27 protein-coding genes are annotated in these 25,418 nt (G+C 51.3%); 12 read left to right on the top strand and 15 right to left on the bottom strand.

Annotated features, from left to right (window positions below):
• Window positions 1-29 precede the first annotated feature (29 nt).
• A complete protein-coding gene (gene hrpB / locus AC3RCL_RS10795) occupies window positions 30-2,540 on the bottom strand; it encodes an ATP-dependent helicase HrpB (protein ID WP_492535353.1) in 2,511 nt (836 codons plus the stop codon).
• Between the two features lie 170 nt (window positions 2,541-2,710).
• Between hrpB and gluQRS the strand changes: the two genes are divergently transcribed.
• Window positions 2,711-3,688, top strand: coding sequence for a tRNA glutamyl-Q(34) synthetase GluQRS (gene gluQRS / locus AC3RCL_RS10790; protein WP_213579156.1), 978 nt, complete (start codon window positions 2,711-2,713; stop codon window positions 3,686-3,688).
• Window positions 3,689-3,757: 69 nt separating this feature from the next.
• On the opposite strand, the gene AC3RCL_RS10785 is transcribed toward gluQRS, so the two are convergent.
• The 13 genes from AC3RCL_RS10785 to AC3RCL_RS10725 all read right to left on the bottom strand — a co-directional run bounded on the left by AC3RCL_RS10785 (window position 3,758) and on the right by AC3RCL_RS10725 (window position 17,327).
• Window positions 3,758-4,138 (bottom strand): DnaJ family domain-containing protein, encoded by a 381-nt coding sequence (locus tag AC3RCL_RS10785; protein WP_009590658.1) that lies wholly within the window; start codon window positions 4,136-4,138, stop codon window positions 3,758-3,760.
• A gap of 121 nt (window positions 4,139-4,259) precedes the next feature.
• Entirely contained in the window at window positions 4,260-5,057 is a 798-nt protein-coding gene (locus AC3RCL_RS10780; protein WP_213579157.1) for an SDR family oxidoreductase, read from the bottom strand.
• Window positions 5,058-5,170: 113 nt separating this feature from the next.
• Entirely contained in the window at window positions 5,171-5,764 is a 594-nt protein-coding gene (locus AC3RCL_RS10775; protein WP_192571322.1) for an ABC-2 transporter permease, read from the bottom strand.
• Entirely contained in the window at window positions 5,736-6,656 is a 921-nt protein-coding gene (locus AC3RCL_RS10770) for an ABC transporter ATP-binding protein (RefSeq protein WP_277746355.1), read from the bottom strand. The genes AC3RCL_RS10775 and AC3RCL_RS10770 overlap by 29 nt, the downstream gene beginning before the upstream one ends.
• Window positions 6,653-7,036 (bottom strand): GntR family transcriptional regulator, encoded by a 384-nt coding sequence (locus AC3RCL_RS10765; RefSeq protein ID WP_492535352.1) that lies wholly within the window; start codon window positions 7,034-7,036, stop codon window positions 6,653-6,655. The genes AC3RCL_RS10770 and AC3RCL_RS10765 overlap by 4 nt, the downstream gene beginning before the upstream one ends.
• Before the next feature lie 196 nt (window positions 7,037-7,232).
• On the bottom strand, window positions 7,233-8,075 hold the full coding sequence (locus AC3RCL_RS10760; RefSeq protein WP_277746356.1) for a hypothetical protein: 843 nt from the start codon (window positions 8,073-8,075) through the stop codon (window positions 7,233-7,235).
• An 11-nt stretch (window positions 8,076-8,086) separates the two neighbouring features.
• The gene (locus tag AC3RCL_RS10755) at window positions 8,087-8,839 is read right to left on the bottom strand and encodes a vWA domain-containing protein (protein WP_036661656.1); all 753 of its coding nucleotides are present in this window, start codon (window positions 8,837-8,839) and stop codon (window positions 8,087-8,089) included.
• A 42-nt stretch (window positions 8,840-8,881) separates the two neighbouring features.
• Window positions 8,882-10,957 (bottom strand): hypothetical protein, encoded by a 2,076-nt coding sequence (locus AC3RCL_RS10750; protein WP_452515954.1) that lies wholly within the window; start codon window positions 10,955-10,957, stop codon window positions 8,882-8,884.
• 189 nt (window positions 10,958-11,146) lie between these two features.
• A complete protein-coding gene (locus tag AC3RCL_RS10745; protein WP_006211202.1) occupies window positions 11,147-11,422 on the bottom strand; it encodes a WXG100 family type VII secretion target in 276 nt (91 codons plus the stop codon).
• A gap of 157 nt (window positions 11,423-11,579) precedes the next feature.
• Window positions 11,580-12,092: a WXG100 family type VII secretion target gene (locus tag AC3RCL_RS10740; RefSeq protein ID WP_015736242.1), complete on the bottom strand. Its 513-nt coding sequence runs from the start codon at window positions 12,090-12,092 to the stop codon at window positions 11,580-11,582.
• A 27-nt stretch (window positions 12,093-12,119) separates the two neighbouring features.
• Window positions 12,120-12,926, bottom strand: a complete 807-nt coding sequence (locus AC3RCL_RS10735) for a hypothetical protein (RefSeq protein ID WP_492535351.1) — start codon at window positions 12,924-12,926, stop codon at window positions 12,120-12,122.
• Between the two features lie 16 nt (window positions 12,927-12,942).
• Entirely contained in the window at window positions 12,943-16,926 is a 3,984-nt protein-coding gene (gene essC / locus AC3RCL_RS10730) for a type VII secretion protein EssC (protein ID WP_492535350.1), read from the bottom strand.
• An 89-nt stretch (window positions 16,927-17,015) separates the two neighbouring features.
• Window positions 17,016-17,327: a hypothetical protein gene (locus tag AC3RCL_RS10725; RefSeq protein WP_009590697.1), complete on the bottom strand. Its 312-nt coding sequence runs from the start codon at window positions 17,325-17,327 to the stop codon at window positions 17,016-17,018.
• Window positions 17,328-17,691: 364 nt separating this feature from the next.
• Between AC3RCL_RS10725 and AC3RCL_RS10720 the strand changes: the two genes are divergently transcribed.
• From AC3RCL_RS10720 to AC3RCL_RS10700, 5 genes are all read left to right on the top strand, one after another.
• A complete protein-coding gene (locus AC3RCL_RS10720) occupies window positions 17,692-17,931 on the top strand; it encodes a hypothetical protein (RefSeq protein WP_006211206.1) in 240 nt (79 codons plus the stop codon).
• A 437-nt stretch (window positions 17,932-18,368) separates the two neighbouring features.
• Complete coding sequence (locus tag AC3RCL_RS10715) at window positions 18,369-18,698, top strand: PadR family transcriptional regulator (RefSeq protein WP_009590638.1); 330 nt, start codon at window positions 18,369-18,371, stop codon at window positions 18,696-18,698.
• Entirely contained in the window at window positions 18,691-19,251 is a 561-nt protein-coding gene (locus AC3RCL_RS10710) for a DUF1700 domain-containing protein (protein ID WP_492535349.1), read from the top strand. Before AC3RCL_RS10715 ends, AC3RCL_RS10710 begins: the two co-directional genes overlap by 8 nt.
• Entirely contained in the window at window positions 19,248-20,096 is an 849-nt protein-coding gene (locus AC3RCL_RS10705; protein ID WP_492535348.1) for a DUF4097 family beta strand repeat-containing protein, read from the top strand. The genes AC3RCL_RS10710 and AC3RCL_RS10705 overlap by 4 nt, the downstream gene beginning before the upstream one ends.
• Before the next feature lie 78 nt (window positions 20,097-20,174).
• On the top strand, window positions 20,175-20,801 hold the full coding sequence (locus AC3RCL_RS10700) for an FMN-dependent NADH-azoreductase (RefSeq protein ID WP_009590690.1): 627 nt from the start codon (window positions 20,175-20,177) through the stop codon (window positions 20,799-20,801).
• 87 nt (window positions 20,802-20,888) lie between these two features.
• On the opposite strand, the gene AC3RCL_RS10695 is transcribed toward AC3RCL_RS10700, so the two are convergent.
• On the bottom strand, window positions 20,889-21,194 hold the full coding sequence (locus AC3RCL_RS10695; RefSeq protein WP_492535347.1) for a DUF2087 domain-containing protein: 306 nt from the start codon (window positions 21,192-21,194) through the stop codon (window positions 20,889-20,891).
• 219 nt (window positions 21,195-21,413) lie between these two features.
• Here AC3RCL_RS10695 and AC3RCL_RS10690 point away from each other — a divergent pair, with 219 nt between their 5' ends.
• The 6 genes from AC3RCL_RS10690 to AC3RCL_RS10665 all read left to right on the top strand — a co-directional run bounded on the left by AC3RCL_RS10690 (window position 21,414) and on the right by AC3RCL_RS10665 (window position 25,397).
• Complete coding sequence (locus AC3RCL_RS10690) at window positions 21,414-22,391, top strand: YpdA family putative bacillithiol disulfide reductase (protein WP_492535346.1); 978 nt, start codon at window positions 21,414-21,416, stop codon at window positions 22,389-22,391.
• A 130-nt stretch (window positions 22,392-22,521) separates the two neighbouring features.
• Window positions 22,522-22,965, top strand: a complete 444-nt coding sequence (locus AC3RCL_RS10685) for a DUF441 domain-containing protein (RefSeq protein ID WP_015736251.1) — start codon at window positions 22,522-22,524, stop codon at window positions 22,963-22,965.
• A 276-nt stretch (window positions 22,966-23,241) separates the two neighbouring features.
• On the top strand, window positions 23,242-24,096 hold the full coding sequence (locus tag AC3RCL_RS10680) for a decaprenyl-phosphate phosphoribosyltransferase (protein ID WP_249732810.1): 855 nt from the start codon (window positions 23,242-23,244) through the stop codon (window positions 24,094-24,096).
• A gap of 29 nt (window positions 24,097-24,125) precedes the next feature.
• Complete coding sequence (locus AC3RCL_RS10675) at window positions 24,126-24,758, top strand: HAD family hydrolase (protein WP_492535345.1); 633 nt, start codon at window positions 24,126-24,128, stop codon at window positions 24,756-24,758.
• Window positions 24,746-25,087, top strand: a complete 342-nt coding sequence (locus AC3RCL_RS10670; RefSeq protein WP_375120285.1) for an EamA family transporter — start codon at window positions 24,746-24,748, stop codon at window positions 25,085-25,087. Before AC3RCL_RS10675 ends, AC3RCL_RS10670 begins: the two co-directional genes overlap by 13 nt.
• On the top strand, window positions 25,077-25,397 hold the full coding sequence (locus AC3RCL_RS10665; RefSeq protein WP_096774462.1) for an EamA family transporter: 321 nt from the start codon (window positions 25,077-25,079) through the stop codon (window positions 25,395-25,397). Before AC3RCL_RS10670 ends, AC3RCL_RS10665 begins: the two co-directional genes overlap by 11 nt.
• Window positions 25,398-25,418 lie beyond the last annotated feature (21 nt).

Genomic DNA, 25,418 nt, shown 5'->3' with positions numbered 1-25,418 from the left:
GAGGGGAAATTAAACGTGGCGCTGCCTTGTTATGCCTTGGGTCTGGTCCGATTTGTTGCGATCGCCTCCAGCGGATCATCAGGCCAATAATGCTTAGGATATCTGCCCTTAAGATCCTTTTTCACCTCGTAATACCCGTTTGCCCAAAAGCTCGACAGATCGGAGGTAACCTGGACCGGTCTCTGCGCAGGCGACAACAAATGTAAGGTCAGCGCAACGCGCCCGCCGGCAATTCGCGGCGTGTCCCGCATCCCGAACATCTCCTGCAGACGAACGGCCAGAAACGGCTGTTCAGGATTGCTGTAGTTGATCGGGATCTGCGATCCGCTCGGCACCTTGATATGCGTCGGCGCTTCTTTCTGAAGCTGCTGCTTCTGCTCCCAGCTGAGCATATGCTCCAAGAGCGTTCCGGGTGCCAGTCGCCTGATATCATTGCGATTCCGCAGCCCGTCCAAATAAGGAAGCAGCCACGCTTCCGCGCGATCCAGCAATCCTTCGTCCGATACATCCGGCCAATCCCCTTCGGCTTCGTGCCGGAACATAAAGGCCATCCGTTCTCTCAGCTGCACGGCCGCCTTGCTCCACTGAAATAAGCCAAGGCCCTCCTGCCTGATCCCTTGCAGCAAGGCGCGCGCTATTTCCTCCCCTGTCGGATTGGGATAGGCTTGTTCCTTGACAACGATGGCTCCCAGCATCAGCTTCTGCCTGGCCCTGATGCTGCCGGAAGCTGTATCCCATGCGACTTCTTTCTGCTGTTCCATCTCGTCAAGATAATACTGCTCAAGCCAGGCTTCATCCATTTCGGAAGCCAGCTGGATATTCCCGTCTGCACCTTGATCATCTACGGCTGCGGCCACAATGTACCGGGCACGGCTCATAGGCTGAACCGCAGCCAGCTTCACGCCCCTGCCGCTGCGCATGAGAAACCCGCTGCTTCCCCTATTCTTCGCGATCCGATCCGGATAGGCAAACGACAGCAGCAGGCCGCAGAGATTCAAGTCACCGTCAGCTGCATATTCGATATTCAGCTGGGCATGGAGCTTCCGAATCTCTTGTTTCATCCGCTGCAGCACGGCTTCGTTCGCCGTGTCCTGCTGGGCGGATCGCTGTCCATGCTGTTCAAACAAGAGAAGCCGTTCCACGCGCGAACGCAAATCCTGGTCCCGAAGCGCTTCGCTTCGGCTCAGTATATCGCGCTCCTGAAGCAGAACGGCGATTCGGATGGCTAGCGGGGCCTCGCCGATTTCCTGTGCCTTCAGCAGCATGTGAGCCAGCCTCGGATGAACTCCAAGCAGCGCCATCTCACGGCCGTGCCGGGTGATGCTGCCCGCATCATCCAGAGCCGATAGCTGTTTCAATAACGCTTGACCTTGCGTATAGGCCAGCCGAGGCGGCGCGTCAAGCCAAGCGAGCTGCTCCGGATCACGCGCACCCCATACGGCCAATTCCAAGGCCAGCGGCGCAAGATCGGATTCGCGGATCGCCGGAATGGTACTCTCCGGCAGATGGCGGTGCTCTTCCTCACTCCACAAGCGATAACACACGCCGGCCGAGACGCGGCCTGCCCTGCCCCTTCTCTGATCGGCGGACGCTCTGGACAGCCGCCTCGTGATCAATTGCGGCAGTCCCGTTCTCGGGGAGAATACCTCTGTTCGCATATAACCGCAGTCCACGACGGTTTTGATCCCCTGAATGGTAATGCTGCTCTCCGCGATGCTTGTGGACAGAACAATTTTACGCCTTCCGTTCACATCGCGTTTTATGGCTTCATCCTGCTTCTCCGCTGAAAGCGCGCTGTATAATTCACGAACGACGACTTCTGCGCTTAAGCCCGATCTTAATAATTCATTCGCGGTCCGCCTGATTTCACGAGCACCTGGCAAAAATACGAGTATGTCGCCTTCCTGTTCGGAGAGCGCGCGCGTAATGGCGTTAGCCGCACCTTTATGTATCTCATCCAGTGGGAACGAGCGCAGATAGCGAGTCGTTACCGGAAAAGCACGCCCTTCGCTGACGATGACCGGTGCGTCTCCAAGGAGCTTTGCAACCGGCTCCGCCTCAAGGGTAGCGGACATGACCAGCAGCCTTAAATCCTCCCGCAGCACCGCTTGGGATTCCATCGCAAAAGCCAGTCCGGCATCGGCCTGCAAATTCCGCTCATGAAATTCGTCGAATATAATCATGCCGATGCCGGTCAATTCCGGATCATCCTGCAGCATCCGCGTCAAAATGCCTTCCGTGACGACCTCGATCCGAGTGTCCCGTCCGATCTTGCTGTCCATCCGGACCCGGTACCCGATCGTTTCTCCTATCGCTTCTCCCAATGAGGACGCCATATATCCAGCCGCTGAGCGGGCCGCGATCCTTCTGGGCTCCAGCATGATGATCCGTTTGCCGGCAAGCCAAGGTTCATTCAGAAAAGCAAGCGGCACTTGCGTCGTCTTCCCTGCACCCGGTTCGGCGATCAACACGGCATGAGTTCCTGTTGATAAAGCCTTTTTCAATTGCGGTAATACTCGGTGAATCGGTAGTTCAGTCATGGATATCTCTCCGTCATCCTATCGAATATCAATATAATCCCTTAATTATATTAAACAGCCGATTTACGTCAAGTAGGCCATTGGCTGGCGAGAATCGATGCATATGCGCTACAATATGAATATCATTCCCATGGAAACATCAAGATTCAATTAGTCGGAAGGTGAAATGTATGGAGCAGCAAGCCACATTTCGCGGCCGCTTTGCCCCTACGCCATCAGGTAAGATGCATATCGGCAATGCCTTGACCGCTTTGCTTGGATGGCTGCAAATGAGGAGTATGAACGGTCAATATATACTCCGAATCGAAGATATCGATGTGCAGCGTTCCCGCCAAGAGCTCGCAGACGAGATCATGAGAGATCTGGAATGGCTCGGATTGGATTGGGATGAAGGCCCCGGCGTTGGCGGAGCCTGCGGGCCGTATCATCAGGCTGCTCGCCACGCGTTGTACGAACGGGAAATCGCCAAATTGAAGGAATCCAGTATGTTGTACCCCTGCTATTGCAGCCGGGCGGATATAACGGCAGCAGCCAGCGCACCGCATGGCATTGCATCGGAGGGCTTTCGCTATCCGGGAACCTGCCGAGAGCTGACCCGGGAGGAAGCTGCCCTGAAAGAGCTTCATAAGAAACCTTCGCTGCGCATGAAGGTGCCGCACAGAATCGTTTCCTTTGTTGACGGCATTGCCGGAGTGCAGCGCTACCGGCTATCCGACGGCGGAGATTTTGTCGTGAGGAGAGCCGACGATATCATTTCGTATCAGCTCGCGGTGGTGGTGGATGACGCGCTAATGGGCATAACCCATGTGCTCCGTGGAGCTGATCTTCTGGACTCCACCCCTCGTCAGCTGCTATTGTATGAAGCGCTGTCCTATCAGCCGCCGCAGTTTGCGCACACACCGCTGATGGTGGATGCGGAGGGCAAACGGCTGGCCAAGAGAACCCGCGGGCTCAGCCTCTCCTTTCTGCGCGGCCAGGGCATCGGGCCGGAACGCTTAACTGGCTGGCTGGCATGGACAGCCGGGCTCCTGGACCACCCGGAAGCAGTAACTCCTGCGGAATTGATCCCTGTTTTTGATTTATCGAAAGTTTCTTCATACCCCATAAAAATTACGGATCCTGTCAAAAACCGGCTGTTCGAGCTTTAACTTTAGCGAAAAACAATCAGCGCCAGCCCTTTCATTCTCGAGGCGAGAAGAAAGACTGGCGCTGTTATGTTATTCCTTACCGGTCAATCGTTCCCTGACCTTGGACTCATACTGCGTAAACGCGCTGTTACCGCTTAGCCCCCGCTGTTCCAGCAGCAACTGCAGCCTAAGATGCTTTTCGTTCAGCTTGCGTTTGAGCTGCTCCTGCTCGCCCTCGTTTCGGGTAGCGCCGAGCAAATCATAGAGCTGGACGCATTCCTTCCGAAGCGTGACTTCTTCAGGAACGTAACCCGCGTTTTTCATGATGCGGTAGGACATCCTCAAATCTTCCGGGATGTGCGAAAGATCGTCGATCGGGAGTTTTTTGCCGGCAAGAGGCAGGTTATCGAATTCTCCGTTGCGGATCGCTTCCTCGATCTTCTGCTCAGCCAATCTGGAAAAGATGCTCATGTAAGTCCAGCCTCCTCCTGTTCCTTCGTCCTCTCATCATAAATCAGCTCGCGGGATATTCCAAGTTCTAAATGTAGGGGATCACACGCAGCTACATCCGATCCCTTACAACATTTCGACATTACAACAGCGATTCCGCTCCATCTATGAAGATCTGCGCCCCTGTAATATGCCTCGACTGGTCGGAAGCGAGGAACGCCACCAGATCGGCGACCTCTTCCGGCGTCCCCGGCCCGTCTGCCAGCGGCTGACTTCCTTCCGGATATTCAACCGGTATCACGATTTCCTCCAAATCCCCTTGCTTCTTCGTGCTTTGGTCGATGTTGGTGGATATCGCGCCGGGACAAATCACATTGACTCTGATCTTGAATTGAGCCAGCTCCAGCGCAGCCATCTTCGCAAAAGCGACCTGTCCCGCTTTGGTAGTGCTGTAAGCGCTCATGCCAAAGTTGGAGAAGGTTCGAGTGCCATTGACGGAGCTCGTTATGATGATGCTGCCCTGTCCCCTCTTCTTGAGATGGGGAATTGCATATTTGACCGTCAGGAACGTCCCGTTCAAATTTACGTTCAGCGTCTTGGACCATTCCTCCAGCTTCATTTCATCGATCGGCGTCATGACGCCGTTGATCCCTGCATTGGCAAATACAATATCGACGCCGCCAAATATCTCCACCGTTTCAAGGACTGCCTTTTCCACCCGGTCGGGATCGGTTGTATCCACGTCGAATGCTCTGGCCGCCCCTTCGCGGATGGAGTTGATCTCCGATTCCGCTTGATGGGTCCGGTCATCCAACAGATCGAATAAGGCCACATTCGCGCCTTCCTTTGCCAGCTGAATGGCAGCCGCCTTTCCGATGCCTGATCCGGCACCGGTAATGATCGCCGTTCTCCCATGAAAACGTCCGTGTCCTTCATTCATGTCCAACACGCTCCTTTTGTCGTTATCCGTTATGCGTTCATCTGTCACAAGATTACCCAAAAGGAGTTGTTTTATAATCATGATTTCTAATTTTTTGCAAGATCCGGTTGGACTTACACGTCCGTGCGCGAAAAGATATAGGCTGAGAGCTGATATGAAGCGAAAACCACCAGGCAGGATATGCCGAGTCCATACCAAAGATAATCGGTTTGCAGGCCATCCGACCACAGCGTATTGATAGCCATCGTAATCGCGAACAACACCGCTACCAGCACCAGCTTCAGCGTTTGTCCGCCCTTGGGTCCCAGCCAATAATAGAGAGGATAGTACACGGCTATAAACAGGATCAAGGAAATGCCGGACACAATATTTTGATAAAGAACAGCGCCTTCTCCATCCCCGCCTAACCAGATATAAGCGATTTGGACCAGGAAACCCGCCAATAACCCGATCAACATAAACAAGAGGGAAGAGACATACTTGCTCAACACAATCTCCCGGCGCGGTATCGGCAAGCTCATGGAATATTTATGGAACGGATGCAAATCGGTATTCGATATGACGATGATCATCATCCCGGCCACCATATAACCTAGGATGCCGACGGCATTGCCAAACGAAAACAACGCCAGCCAGATCGCAAAGAGCCAAGCATATTTACGGATGACCATCCAATCCTTATGAATGAGGGGAACGATATGACTCATGAACAGCGTCTCCTTTCGAAGTGTAATACATAATATCCTCCAGGGCAGGCCGCTCGTATAACACGCTGTCTCCGAACAGCTTGTGCGCGGATTCCCGGTTTGCCGAGAGAGCCTCGAACCCGTACGGCGTTTCCTTGAGGCCGGTAAACTGCTTGCGGACATCCGCGTCCAGCAGGTCGCTGCTGCCTTTGACAATGACATATTTGTCGATAATTTCATCCTTGCCGTTACTGAACACGATGCGTCCCCGGTGAATAAAGGTGATGTAATCCGCGATTCGATCCAGATCATCCGTATTATGCGTCGAGAATAGGATCGTCCGGGTCTCATCCTGTATAAAATCGCTCAGCAATTGCAGCAGCTCTCTGCGAAATACCGGGTCAAGACCCGCTGTCGGCTCATCCAAAATCAATATTCGCGGATCATGGGCCATGGCCATCGCAATGGAAAACTTCATTTTCATGCCTTTCGAGCAATCCTTTAGTTTCTTTCTGCCGGGAAGCTCGAACATCCGCATGAGCTGATCCATTCTGGTGCTGTTCCAGCGTTTATAAAAAGGGGACGTCATCCGGATAATTTGATTCAGCGTTAAATACTCATAAAAAATATTCTCGTCCGAAACAAAACCGATCTCTTCCTTATAACTTGCATCGTCCGAGCGAAGCCGCCGGCCATTCACGACGATCTGGCCTGAATCCGGGACAATCATCCCCATGATGGAGCGGATAAGCGTGCTCTTGCCGGCTCCGTTGGGGCCGATCAATCCGGTAATGTATCCCTTAGGGATAAGAAGGGAAATGTCGTTCAGCGCAAACGATGGATATTTCTTGCTCAGATGGTTGATTTGCATTGCAGGTTGATCCTGATCCTGTATTCCGTCTACATGCTTCATTCGGATTCCTCCTTGTTTACTGTATGGATCATCTCGATCAATTCCTCGGCCTCTATAGGAATGCTTCGGCATTCCTCGAGAATGTCCCTGATTTTATCCTCGATCAGGCGCAGGCGCTGCTCCCGAATCATATCTTGATTGCCTCCCGATACGAAGGAGCCTCTGCCTACCATCGACTCGATCAAGCCCACGGCTTCCAGCTCGCTGTATGCCCTCTTCGTCGTAATAACGCTGATTCCCAAGTCCTTGGCTAGCTGCCGGATGGAAGGAAGCGGCTCGCCCGGCTTCATCTCTCCGCGCATGATGCTCTGCTGGATCTGTCTTTCAATTTGCAAGTAAATCGGCTCGCCGCTGGAATGGGATAGAATAATCTGAATCATCGCAATAATTTTTCACCGCCTTTTTAGTGCCTGATATTAGGATTTTGTATGTTGATGATGTGTATATAAAGTATTCATTGTATATATACAATATACACATTTAATAATGCCTCGTCAATTCCGTTTATCTGCGAATCCAAATAAAAAAAGCCGGACCTCATGGGTCCGGCTCGCGAGATAATCGGTCATTTCTGTACTACCATACGATCTCCAGAAAGGAAGCATCATCTTCCAGGCCGCCTGTATGGCGGGCATTCATTAATACTTGCACTTGCTCATCGGGAATCGGCTCCTTCATCGGGTCCAGATCCGTAAGCCCGTCGCTGTATAATTGAAGACGATAACCGGTCTCGGGTTCCAGCTTGCACGTAAACACGTGAGGACTGCCTCCGATCGGTCCGGTGCGGGAAGACCAGCGTTCGGCCGTTCGGAAGCGGTCTCCGAATATCGAACTAATCTCGTCCTGCTGACGCCATAATCGTACCCTGGAGTCTCCCTGCCAGGCAAGCCACAGCCTGCCTTTTCGACGAAAACCCGATGACCGCTCGATGCGTCCGCATATGTACATGGCTTCGCTTCCCTTGCGCTGCTTCTCCTCCAGCACTTCACGCAGCAGCTTGGGGGTTTCGGAGCTCAGCGAATGCGTCCGCATTTCCCGATCTGCTTCAAGCGTTAGTTCCTTCAGCTTGCGCTCCAGCGATGAGGACGTGGGCTCTTCAACCGTATCCAGCCAGTTCATCAAGCCCTGACCGAGCAGGCGCGAAGCCACATCGCCTCGGTAACTCAAGCCGACGCCGTCACACAATACAAAATGGCAGACCTCTTCATCCATTTTCAATGCAATGAAATCCTGGCCCGTCTCGGAGAGCATGACGGATTCCGCCGCTCTGCCATACGCATAACGACATGTGAACAAATCCCTAATCTTCGTAAGCGGCTCTTCCCCGGTCTGCTTGCTTTCGTAATAAAACGACGCTGCTTGAGCCTTCCGCTTGCGAATCCCCAACGTTTCCATGCTTCTAGCGTATGATCGCTTCATGTTGTGACCTCTTACCTTACCGGCGTGGCGGCTGACATCTGGAACCCGATGGACACCAGCTCGGAGCATGTGCCCGGAAGCATCATCAAGGCCCCCGGACTCAGCTGATAATCCGCCTCAACCAGCATTTCTCGGTAGCTTTCGGGAAGAACGGAAGACATCATCTTGAGTTTGCGCGCATGTTCATCCTCAAGCTGCGTATCAGCCAATATCCCCTTCCAGCGGCGTGGTTCGGAGATCGGCTGGTTCATCAGATGGTCGGAGATGAAAATATTCTCCACCAGTACGTTTCCGTCCGGAACGCTCATATTCATGATACGGCGGGCAATCGGTTCCGGGTCCTCTCCCGTGGCCACGCCATCCGTCATATGGCATACGAGCGGCGCAGGGCAATCCTGCATGTTGGGAATCTCCGATTGCAGAATTTTCTCGGCCTGAAGAAACGCTTTGGCCGAATCGGAGAAACGCTTCGGCGTCAAATCCGGAAGCGAGCCGATCGCCGCAATTTCGTCAATGCCCTTGATCCCGTTTAACAAATCATATACGTCATCGCTGTATGCAAGGATGGCGATCCGGTACCTCGGCGTCAGCCGGTTCCCCTTGGTGGAACGAAACACCATTTGCCGAATGGCTAAGGATAATGCTTCGTAAACAACATCAATCCTTCTTCGATCCTCCATCAGCATATTCATGGACGCGCTGATATCAATCAGATATATAATGAGCGCTGGCGTGCGCTGTGATGCTTGAATGGTATAGTTCATCGTGAATAACATTCACCCCTGCAATTTGTCATGTTTACTTCTTTACAGTTTAGGTATCCAGTGGCTGTCGTCACTGATGAATTGCTGCAGATTGTTAAGGCGGCTGCTCATTTTGCCAACCGTTTTGTAATAGGATTTGTCCTTGTTATATAGCGCTATGAATTCACGGGCGGCATTCTTCGCGCGGTCCTTGTTGCCGGCCACCTGCGCATTATACGCCTTGTTATACAAGGCAACCAGTTCGACAACGTTTTGGGACCGCTGCTTCTGAAGCTGGGCGGCTTGCGCTTGCTGAGCGGCCCGCGCTCGAGCCTGTCGTTCCGCCTCCGCCTTGGCCGCTGCCTCTTCCTGAGCCTGCCTTTTCTTCTTCTCTTCCAGCTGGGCTAAATACGCCTCGTATTTTGCCTGATTATCATATTTCTCCTGCAGCGCCTGCTTTTTCTTTTTCTCCTCAAGCGATGCCAGATAAGCTTCATACTTCGCCTGCTTCTCATACTTTGCCTGAAGCTCGGATTTCTCCTGCTCCTTGCGCGCCAACTCGGCTTCCTCGGCCTTCTTCGCCTCTTCCGCCTTCAGGCGTTCCTCTTCGGCTTTTTTGGCCTCCGCTTCCTTCTTTGCAGCCTCCTCCTGCTGCTTCCGCGCTTCTTCCTCCTGCTTGCGCGCAGCCTCTTCTTTCTCCTGGGCCTGCTGCTCCGCTAAACGCTGGGCATCCATCTGGCGGCTCTCGGCCTTCTCAGCCAATATCTGATTCACCGTAATCGCGGAGCCCGCTAAGATCACGATGGCCGCAGCGGTAGAAAGCATGAATTTGCGGGATGACAACAAAGCTTTAATGCCTTTGTTGGATGATTCTTCAGCGGGACGCAGTTGTTCCTCCAGCCCCTGTATGGCGGCCGCAAGCTCCACTTCAAGCGGACTGTCCTTCTTTACGAAGTGATACGCCGAACGGAATATCTCCAATGCTCCGGAAAGATTGCCTGCCTTTTCCAAATCGCGCGCCTGATGAAACAAGCGTCCTACTACATTGTCGTTAACCTCTCGCGTGCCCGGCTCGATTCCAAGCGATGCCATGATGTCAGCAGGCACCTCCCGGGAACGTTCAGATCCGGATTCATCCGAATCGTCCTCCTGGGCAGCCGCAGCGGCAGTGGCGGCGGCAGCCGGAGCTTCTTCCACCACTTCTTCCTCACTTACCGAGGATAAAGCGATGAGCCACTCGCCAAAGGTAGGGCAGCTGCTCAAATCCTGACTGTCCCAAGCTCTGCCGAACAGATCCGAGATCCGAGTGCCCCAACGCTGACCCAGCGATTTTTTAAGCAAAAAATAACGTTCGCACGGGGTCTGCATTTCATGCTGATCAAAATAGCTTTCGCCCCATGCCCGATTCACGATAGCCGGATCGCTCCACCCCAGCATCTCGGCAATGATGACGGCCCCTGCAAAACGATCGGCATACGCACTCCATAAACCGCTGTGCACCGTTCGATGCGCCGCATATCCCGGCGAGCCGGCGAGCAAAACGTCGGGACGGTCCATTTTTGGACTGTACATCTGCTCCACATCGACAAGCTCCACGGCGGCAGCGCCTTCCGGCAGCTTCACTTCCGAAAAAAACGGAAGCATGACATTGGGCGCAGACAGATCGCAATGCGCCAATCCACGCTGCTCCATGCTTGAGCCGATGGCTGCCAAAGCCTTGGCCAGCATCAGGCTTTCGGAACGTCCCAGATTACGCTGATCGCTTATAACGTCAAACCAAGTACATCCATGAATCCATGGCATGATGACCGCGTAGAGCAAATCCGGATATTCCGCTATCAAATCTCCGTTTCTTTCGGGAGTGAGCACCTCTCGACTGCTTACCTGCAAACCCGGTATCTCGCGATAATTCCCCATATGCTCGGATTGATAAACCATAGCCGGAATTCTGAACTTAGGAAAAAACACTTTAAGTGCTTTGGCTTCATGCAGCTCCCCATTCACGGGGATCAGCTGGTAGACGATCCCTTGCCTCCCAGCCTGGGCATAAGCTACGCCAGGTGCCGCCGGATGCTGTCCTACCGTATAAGCCGTTCCATTAACAACGATCCCATCGCCCGGGTTTGGCTGAAATGTCATGAACTTCACCCTCTCTTAACTCCATTACCTTGCTATATAACTCTATTAACCGATTGAACCGCGATTGATTCACGATTAACTACATTCTAAATATCCAAAATTGCAAGAAAACCGGGTTGCCTACCACCCGGTTTATTTTGCCTATTAAACTATTATAATGCATCAGAAAGCAAAAGTCTCCGAATGATATTAACGGGATTCGTCAGCCATACGGAATTTCTGAGCGATCGCCTTCAGCTCATTGCTGATGCTGTCAAGCGTTTGTACGAAGGAGTTCATCAAGCGGCTTGCTTCCTGGAATTCCTGGAAGAAGCGCTGCTTCGTCATACCATCCCATTGACCTTCCATTCCGTTGATCGATTGCGTCAGGCTGTTAACGATTTGCTGACTTTGATCACCGCTCTGTTTAAATTGGTTCGCTACTTGCTCCACTTGTTCTGGCGTAATTAAAATACGTCCTGCCATTTATGTAACCTCCTTGAAATTCGTTTTCTGGTGACACTTGACATCTTAGCCCAGAAGACTCGGTTTATCAAAATGTCCTCAGACCTAATTTCGAGTTACCCTATACGTCCCAATTTGAAACATTTTCCATCCCGAATTTCCCAAATGGAATAGGGATTTAGTTGGCAATCCCAAACGAAGACGGATCGGTAAAGGTCCAGCTCTGCCCGGCTAATGCGGCCTGTTTAGCCGCTCCCCCGTTGTCTCCGCTGGTCATGCCCACGGCTGCGGCTGCCGAACTCGGGTTCGAAATAACCGTGCCGGAGTTACCATATTCCGGAAGTATGGACGAGCGCCCATCCATCCCGGAAGCGGCGAACAGAGCCGTCGGTGATACGGTGCTTACGATTGCATGCTCCAAAATCGTATGGTATTGATGATCCGTTTCTTGAAATTGATCGGCTTTGCTTTGAAGATGCTTGCCCAGCTGAGCAAGAAGAGCTCCCAGATGCTCTCCAAGACTCCGGGCAGACTGCCATTCATCAATAACCGCCGCTTTGAGAGACGTCTCCCAAACAAGGGATTCCATGGCTTGGTTGAGCGTTCTCGTTATCGCTAAATATTCATCGCCACTATGCTGCAGCTGACGGCTTAACGTCCGGAGAGACTCCGGCTCGACAGAAATACGCATTGGTCCTCACCTTTCATACAGGCTCTGTTACTGTTTCAGCCACATGAGTAACATATGACGAAACTGCTCTTTGGTCGCTGGCGCTGCGGTTAGCCAGTCCTGGTCTCCCTCCAGGCTCATACGCAGCAGCCAATTCATGGACTCGTTCACTATAAATGCTGCATTTTGACTTTCCCAGCTGATTCCGTTCCAAATCGACAGCTGGAGTTCCCCCGAAGATACCTTGTTCTTCATGCATTTCGCCAAAGCGATTGAACCTTCCGCATCGTCCGTCAATCTGGCCAACCGATCGCCGATATCGTCGCAATTATGCTCGGTAACCGAGGTATAGATATCGCCGAATTCCTTCCGGCTAAGCAACAATGCCGGAATATCTCCCCAGTTTTGGTCGCTGAGGGCCAGATCCTGCACCAGTTGATCGCAGGTTTGTTCGATGGTACCGAGTTCGCTAAGCATGTAACACCGGTCGTCTTCATCGCTTCTGCATACTTGTATTACCCGTTCGTCAGTAACATGCAAATATCCTTCAAACGCCGAATCCTGATTTTCATATTTCAACCAGCACGCACGTTCCGCAAGACCGGCAATAGCCACTCGTGAGAAGACTTCGGGTGGGATCGACAATTCCCCGCCTTCCTCTTGAATCAAATATTGCTTGCTTAGGAGCGATTGTTTGGTTTTCTCCCACTCAACCGCGATTTCTTCCGTTAAATATCCTACAAAAGGATCTTCAACACCAAGTAATCGGTCCGATCCGATAATTCCAGCCAAGAAGAAAAATTCCTTGTCATTCAGCGTGATCGTTTCTTGTTTGGAAGCATGAATTGTCAACATTATGAGCCACCTCCCCTCAAACTACAACATGCCATCGGTCGCGAATTTCTGTGACCCATCTTTGGGCGTTCCATTCCTCATCGAACGGAACTGCGCCTTTTATTCTGGAAAATTTACGTTTTACGTAGTACCCCTGTCCCGGCGGAAGTATTTTTAGTCCTCCAGGACTATTAGAAGATTCGGAAAAAGGAATCCGGAAGAACGATAAATCGTTGGAATCCAAGGTTCCGAATAAAAATCCGTTTTGAGCAGCTTTGATATCGGTAAACCAGTCGACGCCATACGTCGGGAAATCCGCCGGCACGCCGGCAATGACGACATGAACCCTGCGGTCCCTTCCCTGTCTGACGATGGCCGACAGCTGGTCCTTCAAGGTGAAATCCGAAAGCTGCTTGCTGAGAACGTCGGCGTCATCAATCATGAGCAGGATGGCCGGGTCCTCGCTCTCCTTCGACCGGGTCTGTACCCGCTCATAAAGGCTCGTAATAAGCGGCCCCAGATCTTCCTCATTCTCCGCGTGGCCGCGGACATGCGGGAGATGGTTCATCCGGCTCAGGCCGCTGCTTCCATAGCGCGTATCCACCGTATAGATCTCCAGTTCATCCGGAGAAGTATGATATGCGAGCGATAGCATCCAGCTAAGAAGGAATGACGTCTTGCCGCCTTCCATTGGACTGGCCACGATAAAATGCGGCCCATCCTCCAGATTGATCGCAAAAGGAGTCAGATCATCCGTAGCCACCCCGACGGGCACCTGATACTTCACCGTTGCGGCCGCTTCATAAGGCTTTTGCACCTTAAGCAGCTGATGGAGCGGAATCTTGTCCGGCAGCGATTCGATCCGCGGGGCTTCCTCGCCATGCCATGATTCATGGTGTACCCGAATCCTGTCGCGAAGGGCTGCCGAACGGTCCCCCTCCTCCTGGCCGGAAGCCGGAAGTGCCGTCTGGAATTCAAGCGGAGGCACCTGGCCTTTGACCAGCCCTCTTCCTGGCGGAAGCTGGCTCGGGGCTCTCGTGGGACGACCCACCGCGTAATAATAGTCGGCCGGATCGGCAAGCTCGTACGATACCGCTTGCGAGATATTGCTCCGCACCTTCTCGAACATATCCGAAATCCGGTTCGCCGTGATGATAAACGTGATGCCCAGACTGCCGCCTTCCCGCAGCAGGTATTCCAGCATATCATTCTCGTCCGGATAGGAATTCCTAAAGTTCAGATAACCGTCGATAACCACGACCAGCTGTGGAACCGTCTCCGTGCTGCCACGGCGGTAGGACGCAACGGTCTTCACGCCTGCCTCGGCGATCATGTCTTTGCGTACAGCGGCCGTTTTCGCAAGAAAACGGAACAGGCGCTTGATCCGGTCATCTTCCTCTGCCGTCATGACTCCCCCGATATGCGGCAGTCCTGCAAAGTCCCGCATCATTCGGCCCATATCCACGATGTATCCATGCCAAAAGTCCGGGGTATATCGACTTGCCAACGACATGAGCATCGTTTGAATAAAGGTCGTCTTTCCGAGTCCTGGCATCCCGTATACGGCCCAGTGGCCTTGCTCCAGATTGAGCACCAGCGGCTTCTGGCATTGGTTTGGCAAATCGTCAACCATTCCGACATAGGACACGAGTGCCGAATCGCCGAACGCAGCCGGCTGTTCAATGCTGGATTGTACTGTCTCCAAGTCCAGGCTCTCCGGAAGCGGCGGAAGCCAAGGCCCCTGCAGCCGTTCGATCCCTTGCGCTTCGGCCACTTCCGCTACATGGTCGATAAACACCTGCAGCTGTTTGGGCACTTCCAGATGCGCTCCCAGGGATGGAGTCGACGCAAGCAGCGGTTCCGTCTTCCCGTTGATCCGGACCTCTCGGATCGAGACGGCGCCTGGCGTATCCTTCTCTTCAACGTAAGGAGCGCCGCTCCAAGCAAACTGCATTTCTTCAAACACTTCATCGCTGCCCACCTGGAAGTAGCCTCGTCCGGGCTTGTTGATCCAGGCTGCATTCGGAATCTTCAGCATGTCGCGGCTGTCGCCCTCGCTTTGTACCCGAAGACAGATGCGGAAGCGAGAATTACTCCAAATTTTATCGTCCACGACGCCGGCCGGCTTCTGCGTCGCCAAGATCAGATGGACACCCAGCGTTCGCCCGATTGCGGCGATGCTGATCAGTTCATCCATAAATTCAGGCTGGTCTTTCTTCAGCTGTGCAAATTCATCAATGATAATGACGAGATGCGGGAGCGGCTCGCCATGGCGATTGCGCAGCAGCTTGTAATACTCGTCAATGTGCTGCAGATTTCCCGCATCGTTCAATATTTTCTGGCGGCGGACCAACTCGGCTTTGAGCGACACCTTCGCCCGCTCGATCAGATTGTTGTCCAAATTCGTTATGGTGCCCACGACGTGCGGAAGGTTCACAAACGTATTGGACATGCCGCCGCCCTTATAGTCGATTAGCATGAATGCCAGATCATGAGGGTGAAACTCCGATGCCAGGGAAGCAACGATGGATTGGATAACCTCGCTTTTCCCGGAACCGGTCGTTCCAGCGATCAGGCCATGCGGTCCATGACCTTGGCGCTCTATTTTATCATGAAGATTCAAATTAATCTTCTTTCCGCCCGCTCGCACACCCATGGGAACGGGCAATGAATCCGGATATCGGTTCTGCTGCCAGCGTTTATATACATCCAAATCGTCGATTTTCTGAATATCCATCATCTCGAATAGTGCCAAAACGCTAGGAATATCGGATGCAGAAGACCGCTTCAGCCGAATCGGCGCCATATACCGGGCCAATGCTTCGATCTGTTCCCTGCTGATGTGATGGGATTGGAAGGATTGCTTGGAAACGGTGCCGTCCGGTTTCTTGATCGTGTACGCCGCCTGCTCCCGATCGACTTCGACGATAAGCTGGCAGTGCATCGGCAAGCTTTCTTTCCGGTCGGATAGAATGATGGTGACGGCGTCAGCCGCATCGGCATCTTCCATCAACAGAGGCAGCAGAGGTTCTTCCTCAATCAATTGGGCTGCGGATAGGATCACAACGTAAGCCGGCGTCTCAATCGATTTTTTTCCATGTTCGGAGCGATTGTTTTTACGCCGGTATAAATGGGTAAATATTTCATCAGCAAGCTGATGCGCATTGCTCCGTCGATCTGCAAGATAGCGGCTGGAACGGTCATCATCCCAGGTATGGGGCAGCCAGCGCAGCCACTGCCATTCATTCGCTTCCCTCTCCTCGTAGAAGGCGGCGATTTTCACTTCGTCAGGCGAGTGCCTGACGGCGGTTTGGGCCATCATGACGCGAAGCATGTTTAATACGCGTTCTCTTCCGCCGACGATCCCGATGACCTTGGATTCGAATAACGGCAGTGCAATCGAGGCATCGTCGACCGTCTGGAACTCGGATGACAGCAATTCGGCCGCTTCGATTAACGGGTCCTTATCATACCCGTCCGCACGGGGAGGCTTCACGTTAATGTGAAACGGCACTTCCCCCTTGCCCACGCAAATCTCCAGAAAATCCTTATCTTCCGGGGAACGTTCCCATAAACTGCTGCTCCGGTTCTTCACAACGTTGTAACAGACGTCCGGATCCCCATGGATGTCAAACAGAATATGGACCTGATCCTCCTGCCGCTCCTTCAGTTCTTCCCGATGCACGTCAAGCTGAGCCCGGTACTTCTGATTCCGTTCGGCCAGGTTCTTCTGATAGGTCTTCTTGTTGCTTAAATACATGAAGAACGGCAGCGTGTAGGATGTCAGCATCATAAAGATGGAGAGCATCTGGAACATCATGTAATTGGGATTCCCCATCTTACCGCTTACGTTCATATAGACATAGAAACCGATCGTCGCCGCCGTCATAATAATCGGGATAATGATGGCAATCATGGAAAACGACGGCTTGCTTGGCTCGGACGGTGGTCTCAGAATTTCCAAGTCTTCATTCGGTAAAGCCGGTCTAATGCGCGGCGAACGTTGGTACAACACGTTCATATGTCACTTCCTCCTAATCCAAAGCATCTGAAATGTACAATTATGTATTTGGCTGTTTCAGTTAAAACCAATGGGTTACTTACCCATTTTCAACTCTCTTGAAACAACGATCTTCTGCCATAGACAGGAGCTTCATCGGTGGTTGTCGAGAATGCGCGCTGCAACCGAACGTAGGAGCCTTCCCTCAATCCCGCTTCAACCAGGTTAGAGTGGCCGCCTACCGTAAACCACAAGCCTTCCGGGAATTTCGCTTCTAATATATATTGAATCCCTTCACTCGAGGGTTCGCGAAAAAGACGTAATCCCAGCAGCTCGTTCAACCGTTCAATGGAGCATTCATCGGGTACGTCGATATCAAACCAATCATCTTCGTTTCGACCGCTGATCACGGTGAGTATCATCTGGTCAACCTGCCTTCCTCAAAATGGTAATCCTATGTTTATTCCATATTGAAAGCCCAATCACCTATTTCAATAGTTGCAAAAAATAGTTACATTATTGTAACTATATCATTCCAGGGTCTGTTCTGTCAATTTGTGTCATATTTCCTATTTCCTATTTTCGATGCGGATTTGTTGGTTCCGAGGAACTATTTGTGTATTCATTATAGGGGAAATCCGGGTTTTTCGACGGTAAAATCCCGTCGTTCACAAAAATGTCACGCTCATAAAAATGATGCTGATTAATTCTATGAATTTAAGGTTATTTTAAGATTGGCAATTTATAATGCAAATATCATGAAAAAACTTTCGTGAGGTGATTGATATGAAAACACTGATCATGTTCCAAAACAAGCCGGTTCCCGTTTATTTTACTACGGATAGCAAGCAGCCGGTTCAAAAGGTATTGAAACTGCTAACCAGCGCGCTTGACCATAAAATCCAAACCGGCAAAAAGGCGCTGCAAAAATGCCTCAACTCCCTCATCAGCATTGAAATCGAGGGATCCGAGGCAATTCTACACAGCAAAAGCGAAAACGACTCTCTTGCGCTATCTCTCTTTTAATAAAAGAGGGGTAGCCCTTTTTTTGTTTGTCTCCATTATAACCCGTAATAACGATCCTCTGCTATCTGCGCCCGCTGAATTCGGATCTGGAACAATTTAACGAGATTTCTCCGCGTTGTGATCTCCTGGCAATTACTCAGCTTTTTTAATATAAACCGATCGATGGACATACTGTTCATCCCTCCATTCTTGTCTTGGAAAAACGACCCTATGTTCTGATAACTTCTATTAACCGTGCCTTTTCAAGATTAAACGAGGCTTCCGCCCTTATACAAAGCTTCTCACGGTTCGACGTTTTTTGATGCTAACCCATTTTATGATCAGTACCTTGCATTATTCAGTACTAAGTGATATCTTATTGTAGATCACTACTGAATATTAATTACTACCTCGTGATAACAGCATGAACATGAACTTACGAAAGGAGGTATCGCCGTATGAATGTCAGTATTCAATTCAAAAAAGGCGTTCTTGAACTCTGCGTGCTTGTGCTGATCCATCGCAAGGACCAATATGGCTACGAGCTGGCTCAAGCCGTCTCCCGGCATATCGAGGTAGCCGAAGGCGCCCTGTACCCTCTCCTTCGCAGGCTTGTTAATGAAGGCTACTGCACCACCTACCTCCAGGAATCGAGCGAGGGACCCCCCCGTAAATATTATAAGCTGACGGACAGCGGAGTGATTTATATGCGATCTATGGTGAAGGAATGGCAAGCATTTGTAAGCAACGTGACCAATTTGATAGAGGAAGGGAATTTGTATGACTAAAAAACAGTTTATTTCGATTTTGGAATCTCGCCTTGCCGCGCTTCCTCCGGGGGAACGCCGGGAATTCATTCAGGATGTAGAGTCCCATTTTGTCATCGGCATGCAGAATGGGCGTTCCGAAGAGGAGATTGCCCGGGAGTTGGGAGACCCTTTTGAGATGGCGAAGGAAGCTTTAGGCGACCGGTACGTGGATATGGAAATGCCTGCTCCCTCGGCGGTCAGAAGACCGTTTGCCATAGGCAAATATGCGGTGGGAACCGGTTTGTTCTTCTGTGCATTAGTGACCGTCCCGTTCCTTGCGGCATTATGGTCCGGTGGCGTCGCCATCGCTCTGGGAGCCCTGGCAACCTTGCTGAGCCCGGTGCTCGTTCTGCTCGATTACATCCTGAATGGAACGTTTTATCCGGCTAAATTATTCTTATCGATCTCCTTGATCGGAATCGGCATCTTCCTCGGATATGCCACACGCCCGGCCATGGTTGGATTGTTATCGTTAACCTTGAGGTACTCCAGATGGAATACACGTTTGTTGAAAGGTCGTGACGCACAGTGAACAGAAAATGGTTGTTCAGCTTAGCAATCGCACTTATATTGGTAGGAATCATCGGCATGGCTGCGAACAAGTTTAAATTCGGGGAAGAACTGGTCAGCTACCAGAACCGATGGGATCTGCAGGATGCCGTGAATTTGAAGAAATTAACAATCACCAGCAATATGAATGTCAATTTCGTTTTTGAGGACAGCGGCGATGATAACGGGTATATCGCTTTTGACGGCAAATTAAAGCCGGAGCATGTCGATATCCTTGAAGCTTTTAAGCCTGCAGGTCAAGAAATCGATTTGGATCTGACTACGGCTGATTCGTTTCAGTTTATGAGCGTGGACTTTCATTCGCCGAAAGGGAAAATAACCATTGTCCTTCCTACAAGCACGAAACTCGAGGAGCTCGATTTATCAACGTTATCCGATAACATCCAGGTAAGCGGAGCTTCGTCCAAGTCGATTGCCATTTCCGTAAAGTCAGGCAATATCAACATGAACGGAATCGTAGCTGACCAGTTGAACGTAGAGAACATTTCGGGCAGTATTCGCGGCTCCGACATTCAGGCCTCCGCTCAACTCGTCAATCATTCAGGAGACGTCGAATTGAAAGATATGGAAGGCCCCGTGGACATCGAGGTCACTTCCGGCAATGTAAACGTAGGATTGCTCGGCGTTTCGTCGGTGAATATCCTGTGCAGATCGGGCAACGTGAAAGTGCAGCCTGACCCTTCATTCCGCGGTTTCTATGACCTTAAGTCGCTCACCGGATCGATATCGGCGCCGGAGTCATTGAAGGAAACAACCGATACCATCCAAGTGGAAACCTACTCCGGTAATATCGATATCGTACATTGAGGCATTGTTGACAAACGATAGAAATGAAATATACTATAATTTATAAAGTAAACTATACAACAAGGAGAGTCTTCATACATGTCGAATGTACTATTCATCAAAGCTAACAACAGAGCGATCGAGCAATCGGTCAGCGTAAAAATGTACCATGAGTTTCTGGAATCCTTCAAAGCAAGCCATCCGGAAGATCAAATCACGGAGCTTGATCTGTTCGCAGAGAATCTTCCATATTACGACGGAACAGCCATCAACGGTATGTTCAAAGCTGCCAAGGGTTTGGAAGCTACTCCTGAAGAGCAAGCGGCTGCTGCCAATGTCAGCAAATATCTTGACCAATTCCTTGCCGCAGACAAAATCGTGCTGGCTTTCCCATTGTGGAACATGACCGTCCCTGCCGTTCTTCATACCTATATCGATTACCTGAACCAAGCAGGCAAAACGTTTAAATATACACCGCAAGGCGTGGTAGGTCTCGTGACCGGCAAAAAAGTCGTCATCCTGAATGCACGCGGCGGCAACTATTCCGAAGGTCCTATGGCTGCAGCAGAGATGGCTGTCAACTTCGTTATGGGCAATCTTCGTCAATGGGGCGTGCAGGATATCGAAACCCTCATCATCGAAGGTCACAACCAGTTCCCTGACGAAGCGGAAATGATCGTTCAGAACGGTCTTGAGCTTGTTAAAAAGGCCGCTGCCGGATTTTAATTGAACTTATACGTATTCATTCATATAGCACTTCGCAAAAGCTGCCTTCACTGACCCAATCAGTGAAGGCAGCTTTTTTGCTTTCGTTTAGAGCGCATCCCACTGCGTCCATTCCTCGCGCGGGTTAAGAATATAGATTTCCTGATCCCGGCTCATAAATCGATGATTGATAAATTCTCGCCGAATCGTCGCATAATCCTCGTGAAAGCGCTTGATAAACGCATTGATGTCCTTTTCCGGATATTCCCTCCCCGTCTCCAACTGCTCCACCAAAAATTCCATGATGACAAGCTTCTTTTTATACTGTGCCGGGATGGACCGCAAGGATCCGTCCTTAGCAATAAAACTGCGAAGAACGGATGCTTTGTAGGCTTCTCGGGCAGTCTGTTCCATGCTGGACTCCTCCTTTTCGACAAACAATTTAACGAATTTCTAATTTAACGTTTATCTAATTAGATATTAATTAAATTACAATTGTTTGTCAATCTCTTTCTGCATTTAGTCCCGCTCGGACGGGAGTGCGATCGCCTGCATTCTGGATTTATCGCGATAATTGCTGTAGGATTATAATGCTGATAGATAGCGTAAGGTTAATACATAAGGAGGTTCATCATGCTCGACGTCTTAATTATCGGCGCAGGCCCATGCGGTCTAGCAGCTGCCATTGAGTGCGGCCGCCAGGGCCTCAGCTGCGAGATCATTGATAAACACAACGTAGTCCATTCCATTTATCTCTATCCGACCCATATGCAGTTTTTCAGTACGGCTGAAATGCTTGAAATCGGAGAAGTTCCGTTCGCCATATCGAATGACAAACCGTACCGGCACGAGGCGCTGGCCTATTATCGCCGGGTCGCCAAACATTTTAACCTGAATATTTCCCCATACGAAGAAGCCCTCACCATTGCCAAGCAGCCTGACGGCAGCTTTCAAGTAAAGACGCGGCGACGCGGCGGTGAAGAGGCCCTTCGACAAGCCAAACACGTAGTCATTGCTACGGGTTATTTTGATCATCCGAATTATATTGGCATTCCTGGTGAAGACTTGGAGAAAGTAACCCATTATTTCCGGGAAGCCCATCCTTATGCCGGCATGAAAACGGCGATCATCGGCGGCAGCAATTCCGCGGTGGATGCGGCCATGGAGCTAATCCGTGTCGGGGCCGAGGTTACGATGGTCTATCGGGGCGAGGAAGTCTCGCAGAACATCAAACCTTGGGTTCGGCCCCTGTTCGACAGCATGGTTCAAAAAGGGCATATCCAGCTTCATCTGAACTCCCGCGTCGTTCAAATCGCGGAGTCCTCCATTACGGTGCTTTCGAATCAGGGACAGGAATCGATCATCGAAAACGACTTTGTATTGGCATTGACCGGGTTCCGTCCTGATCGCAAACTGCTCGCCTCTTCCGGCGTTCAGCTCGACGAAGATATGGAGAAACCTCTCTATAATCCGGATACGATGGAGACCAATGTTCCGGGACTGTACGTCGCCGGCGTAATTGCGTCCGGCCGCAATGCCAATGAGGTGTTCATTGAAACCGGCAGGCTGCACGGCCGATTGATCGCGGAGCATCTGGGCACAAAGGTGTAACCAACGTCTTCCAAAGCGTACATTCCGGGAAGACAACCCGCGTGCAATTGATGTTTATTGCGATATCAGGAAGGCTTGCTCATCGGTAATTCATACTTTCTGATATCTAAATCATAAGGAGTGATCTCCATTGGACGTAACCTCGCTCATTCTGCTGGCTATGGCGGGCCTGGGCATTATCAGCAGCAATTCCGCCGTGACCATAGCCATGCTGGCATTGCTGCTCATCCGCGTCACCGGCTTCCAGCAAGCCTTCCCATGGCTTGAGAAATACGGGCTGACCCTCGGCATCATAATTCTCACCATCGGCGTGATGTCTCCGCTGGCGAGCGGCAAAATGAGTCTCCAAACGATCGGCGAATCCTTCCTGAATTGGAAGTCGCTTCTGGCCATCGCCGTCGGCATGCTTGTCGCATATCTGGGCGGACGCGGAGCCACGCTGATGGGCAGCAACCCTACGGTAGTCGCCGGCCTGCTCGTCGGCACCGTACTCGGGGTAGCCCTGTTCCGCGGCGTGCCCGTCGGCCCGCTTATTGCCGCCGGCCTGCTGTCCTTACTTATCGGCAAATCGTGAAGTCTCACGGAACAACTGTTATTTATATAGGTAAATAGGATAAAGGCCAAAAACCTCCCTGCCGGTTTCATGAACCATAAGGGAGGTTTATTTGTTCTATATTTAAGTACCATGCCGGACGGGCCGTTACCATATATAGTCTATTTTATGGTATGATAGCTATCGTATTTTAACGTCTTTTCCCGTAATCCCCTAAGAATTAGGATGTATCAGGAGGTAACACAATTGTCTTTAACGAATACCGAATCGGCCGCTGCCCCGTTAAAGCAGCTTCCCATGCTGCTCTTCAGGCAGCTAAGGCCGAAGCAATGGACCAAAAATTTGTTAATATTTGCAGCCCCCCTCTTCTCGTTTGAAACGGTAAATCCGGGGTCGCTTGTTGAAACCCTGATCGGCTTCTTCCTGCTGTCCTTCGTTTCGGGCTGCGTCTACATTGTGAACGATTATGCCGATCGCGAAGCGGATCGCAACCATCCGGTGAAGAAATACCGGCCCATGGCCTCGGGAGCACTCCCGCCTAAGCTGGCTGTCGTGTTCGGCATACTGCTGCTGATCGCTTCGCTGGCCGTCTCTTATCTGCTCAATCCGCTGTTTACCGCATTACTGCTGCTCTATTTTGCCATGAACGTAGCTTATTCCTTCCGGCTGAAACATGTTGTCATCATCGACATCATGATTATCGCGGCCGGGTTTGTGCTGCGCGCGATCGCAGGCGGGCTCGTCATTCACGTCCCGTTCACGCCCTGGTTCCTTTTATGTACCATGCTGCTATCGCTCTTCCTGGCGATCGGCAAGAGACGGCATGAGCTTCATCTGCTGCAGCATGACAAGGGCTCTCACCGCAAGGTGCTTGATCAATACTCGTTTGATCTGCTCGACCAGATGAGCAGCATCGTCACAACGGCAACCATCATCAGTTATTCGCTCTTTACCTTTACGTCCGGCAGGACCGTTCATCTTATGTGGACCATTCCGCTCGTCATCTACGGGATGTTTCGGTATCTTTATCTGATTCATATCGAGAAAAAGGGCGGAGCCCCGGACCGGGTGCTCCTGGAGGACTCGCACATCCTGGTCACCGTGATCCTCTATGTCATCAGCGTTATCGGAATATTGATCTATTTTGAGTAATTAAAAAAACGGCAATTGAGGGAAATTTTATGAATCAGAAATTCGCTATTTTTGACATCGACAAAACGGTCATCCATACGGACTCCATGTTTCGATTTTTGAAGTACGGCATACGAAAACACCCGGCCACGACACCGGTCATCCTGAAAGTCGTGCTGCATTCCGTGCTCCACAAGCTCCGTCTCCTGGAAGCCGAAAAGGCAAAAAGCGCTTATTTTCATGCGATGCGCCATATGGATGACGCCGACCTGAAGCATTTTTACGAAACGGAATTGAAGCCTGCCATCTTCCCGGATGCGCTGAAGGAAATGCAGCTAAAAAAAAGCGAGGGCTATCATGTCCTGCTCGTAACCGCGTCCCCCGACGCTTACATGAGATATTTTGCGGAGCTGCCCTGCGTCGACGCGGTCATTGCCACGAAATTATCCGTTCGGGATGGGCGTTTCACGTCGATGATTGAAGGAAACAACTGCAAGGGGGAGGAGAAAGTGAACCGGATTCAGGAATACTTAAGCGAGCAGCGGCTGGCCATTGATTACGACTCTTCCTGCGCGTACTCCGATTCCTTATCCGACCTGCCGATGTTTCGGCTTGTTAAGCACAAATATTTGATCAATCAAAAGTCCGCCCATGGATGCGAGGGATTAACATGGAACAAGTAAAAGCGCAGAGTGCCCCGCGCCACCTAGGCAAGCTGTTTATGGTCTTATCGGCTTTTTTGACGGCGACCGGCCAGCTGTTCTGGAAATGGGGACACGCCCATTTGGTGTATATGGGAATCGGATTTGTGTGTTACGGCCTGGGAGCCATCCTCATGATCAAATCGTTTTCCCTGGAGAAGCTGTCCGTTGCTTATCCCCTGATGTGCATCAGCTATATCGTGGCTTTGTTTTACGGGGATTTCTTTCTGGATGAGCCGTTAACCTTGAAAAAGCTGGCCGCCGTGGCCCTGCTTGGAATCGGGGTGACATTAACCTCCTATGAAAAGTGACGTGCCGCTGTACTTGCTTCTGCTTCTAATGACCTTGCTGGGCTCGCTGGGCAGCGTATTCTTCAAAGGATATACCGCGGGTAAACGAATCAAGCTGCTGCTGATCGGTTTTCTTAGCTACGGTTTGGGAGCCTTGTTAAACATTTACCTGCTGGGGAAACTTCCGTATACGCTGGTGATGCCGGCCAATGCCCTTACGTTCCTGTGGGCGCTGCTGTTTGCCAAACTGGTGTTCAAGGAAACCATCGGCATTCGAAAAATCGCCGGCGTTGCCTTTATCATATCCGGATTGCTGCTGCTGATCTGGTAAACGAATGCCGCTAGGCCGAAT

It is taken from the genome of Paenibacillus sp. MT86 (genome assembly GCF_058792535.1).
This window is presented reverse-complemented; position numbering and strand designations above follow the sequence as displayed.

Bases quoted from the DNA above. Each gene is read 5' to 3' on its own strand.
- AC3RCL_RS10675 (WP_492535345.1), top strand. From the start codon at position 24,126: ATGAATCAGAAATTCGCTATTTTTGACATCGACAAAACGGTCATCCAT.
- AC3RCL_RS10700 (WP_009590690.1), top strand. From the start codon at position 20,175: ATGTCGAATGTACTATTCATCAAAGCTAACAACAGAGCGATCGAGCAA.
- essC (WP_492535350.1), bottom strand. From the start codon at position 16,926: ATGAACGTGTTGTACCAACGTTCGCCGCGCATTAGACCGGCTTTACCG.
- AC3RCL_RS10755 (WP_036661656.1), bottom strand. From the start codon at position 8,839: ATGAACTATACCATTCAAGCATCACAGCGCACGCCAGCGCTCATTATA.
- AC3RCL_RS10780 (WP_213579157.1), bottom strand. From the start codon at position 5,057: ATGAATGAAGGACACGGACGTTTTCATGGGAGAACGGCGATCATTACC.
- AC3RCL_RS10680 (WP_249732810.1), top strand. From the start codon at position 23,242: ATGCTGCTCTTCAGGCAGCTAAGGCCGAAGCAATGGACCAAAAATTTG.
- AC3RCL_RS10760 (WP_277746356.1), bottom strand. From the start codon at position 8,075: ATGAAGCGATCATACGCTAGAAGCATGGAAACGTTGGGGATTCGCAAG.
- AC3RCL_RS10750 (WP_452515954.1), bottom strand. From the start codon at position 10,957: ATGACATTTCAGCCAAACCCGGGCGATGGGATCGTTGTTAATGGAACG.
- AC3RCL_RS10695 (WP_492535347.1), bottom strand. From the start codon at position 21,194: ATGGAACAGACTGCCCGAGAAGCCTACAAAGCATCCGTTCTTCGCAGT.
- AC3RCL_RS10785 (WP_009590658.1), bottom strand. From the start codon at position 4,138: ATGAGCATCTTTTCCAGATTGGCTGAGCAGAAGATCGAGGAAGCGATC.
- gluQRS (WP_213579156.1), top strand. From the start codon at position 2,711: ATGGAGCAGCAAGCCACATTTCGCGGCCGCTTTGCCCCTACGCCATCA.
- AC3RCL_RS10665 (WP_096774462.1), top strand. From the start codon at position 25,077: ATGAAAAGTGACGTGCCGCTGTACTTGCTTCTGCTTCTAATGACCTTG.
- AC3RCL_RS10715 (WP_009590638.1), top strand. From the start codon at position 18,369: ATGAATGTCAGTATTCAATTCAAAAAAGGCGTTCTTGAACTCTGCGTG.
- AC3RCL_RS10670 (WP_375120285.1), top strand. From the start codon at position 24,746: ATGGAACAAGTAAAAGCGCAGAGTGCCCCGCGCCACCTAGGCAAGCTG.
- AC3RCL_RS10735 (WP_492535351.1), bottom strand. From the start codon at position 12,926: ATGTTGACAATTCATGCTTCCAAACAAGAAACGATCACGCTGAATGAC.
- AC3RCL_RS10770 (WP_277746355.1), bottom strand. From the start codon at position 6,656: ATGAAGCATGTAGACGGAATACAGGATCAGGATCAACCTGCAATGCAA.
- AC3RCL_RS10725 (WP_009590697.1), bottom strand. From the start codon at position 17,327: ATGATACTCACCGTGATCAGCGGTCGAAACGAAGATGATTGGTTTGAT.
- AC3RCL_RS10775 (WP_192571322.1), bottom strand. From the start codon at position 5,764: ATGAGTCATATCGTTCCCCTCATTCATAAGGATTGGATGGTCATCCGT.
- hrpB (WP_492535353.1), bottom strand. From the start codon at position 2,540: ATGACTGAACTACCGATTCACCGAGTATTACCGCAATTGAAAAAGGCT.
- AC3RCL_RS10745 (WP_006211202.1), bottom strand. From the start codon at position 11,422: ATGGCAGGACGTATTTTAATTACGCCAGAACAAGTGGAGCAAGTAGCG.
- AC3RCL_RS10765 (WP_492535352.1), bottom strand. From the start codon at position 7,036: ATGATTCAGATTATTCTATCCCATTCCAGCGGCGAGCCGATTTACTTG.
- AC3RCL_RS10710 (WP_492535349.1), top strand. From the start codon at position 18,691: ATGACTAAAAAACAGTTTATTTCGATTTTGGAATCTCGCCTTGCCGCG.
- AC3RCL_RS10740 (WP_015736242.1), bottom strand. From the start codon at position 12,092: ATGCGTATTTCTGTCGAGCCGGAGTCTCTCCGGACGTTAAGCCGTCAG.
- AC3RCL_RS10720 (WP_006211206.1), top strand. From the start codon at position 17,692: ATGAAAACACTGATCATGTTCCAAAACAAGCCGGTTCCCGTTTATTTT.
- AC3RCL_RS10690 (WP_492535346.1), top strand. From the start codon at position 21,414: ATGCTCGACGTCTTAATTATCGGCGCAGGCCCATGCGGTCTAGCAGCT.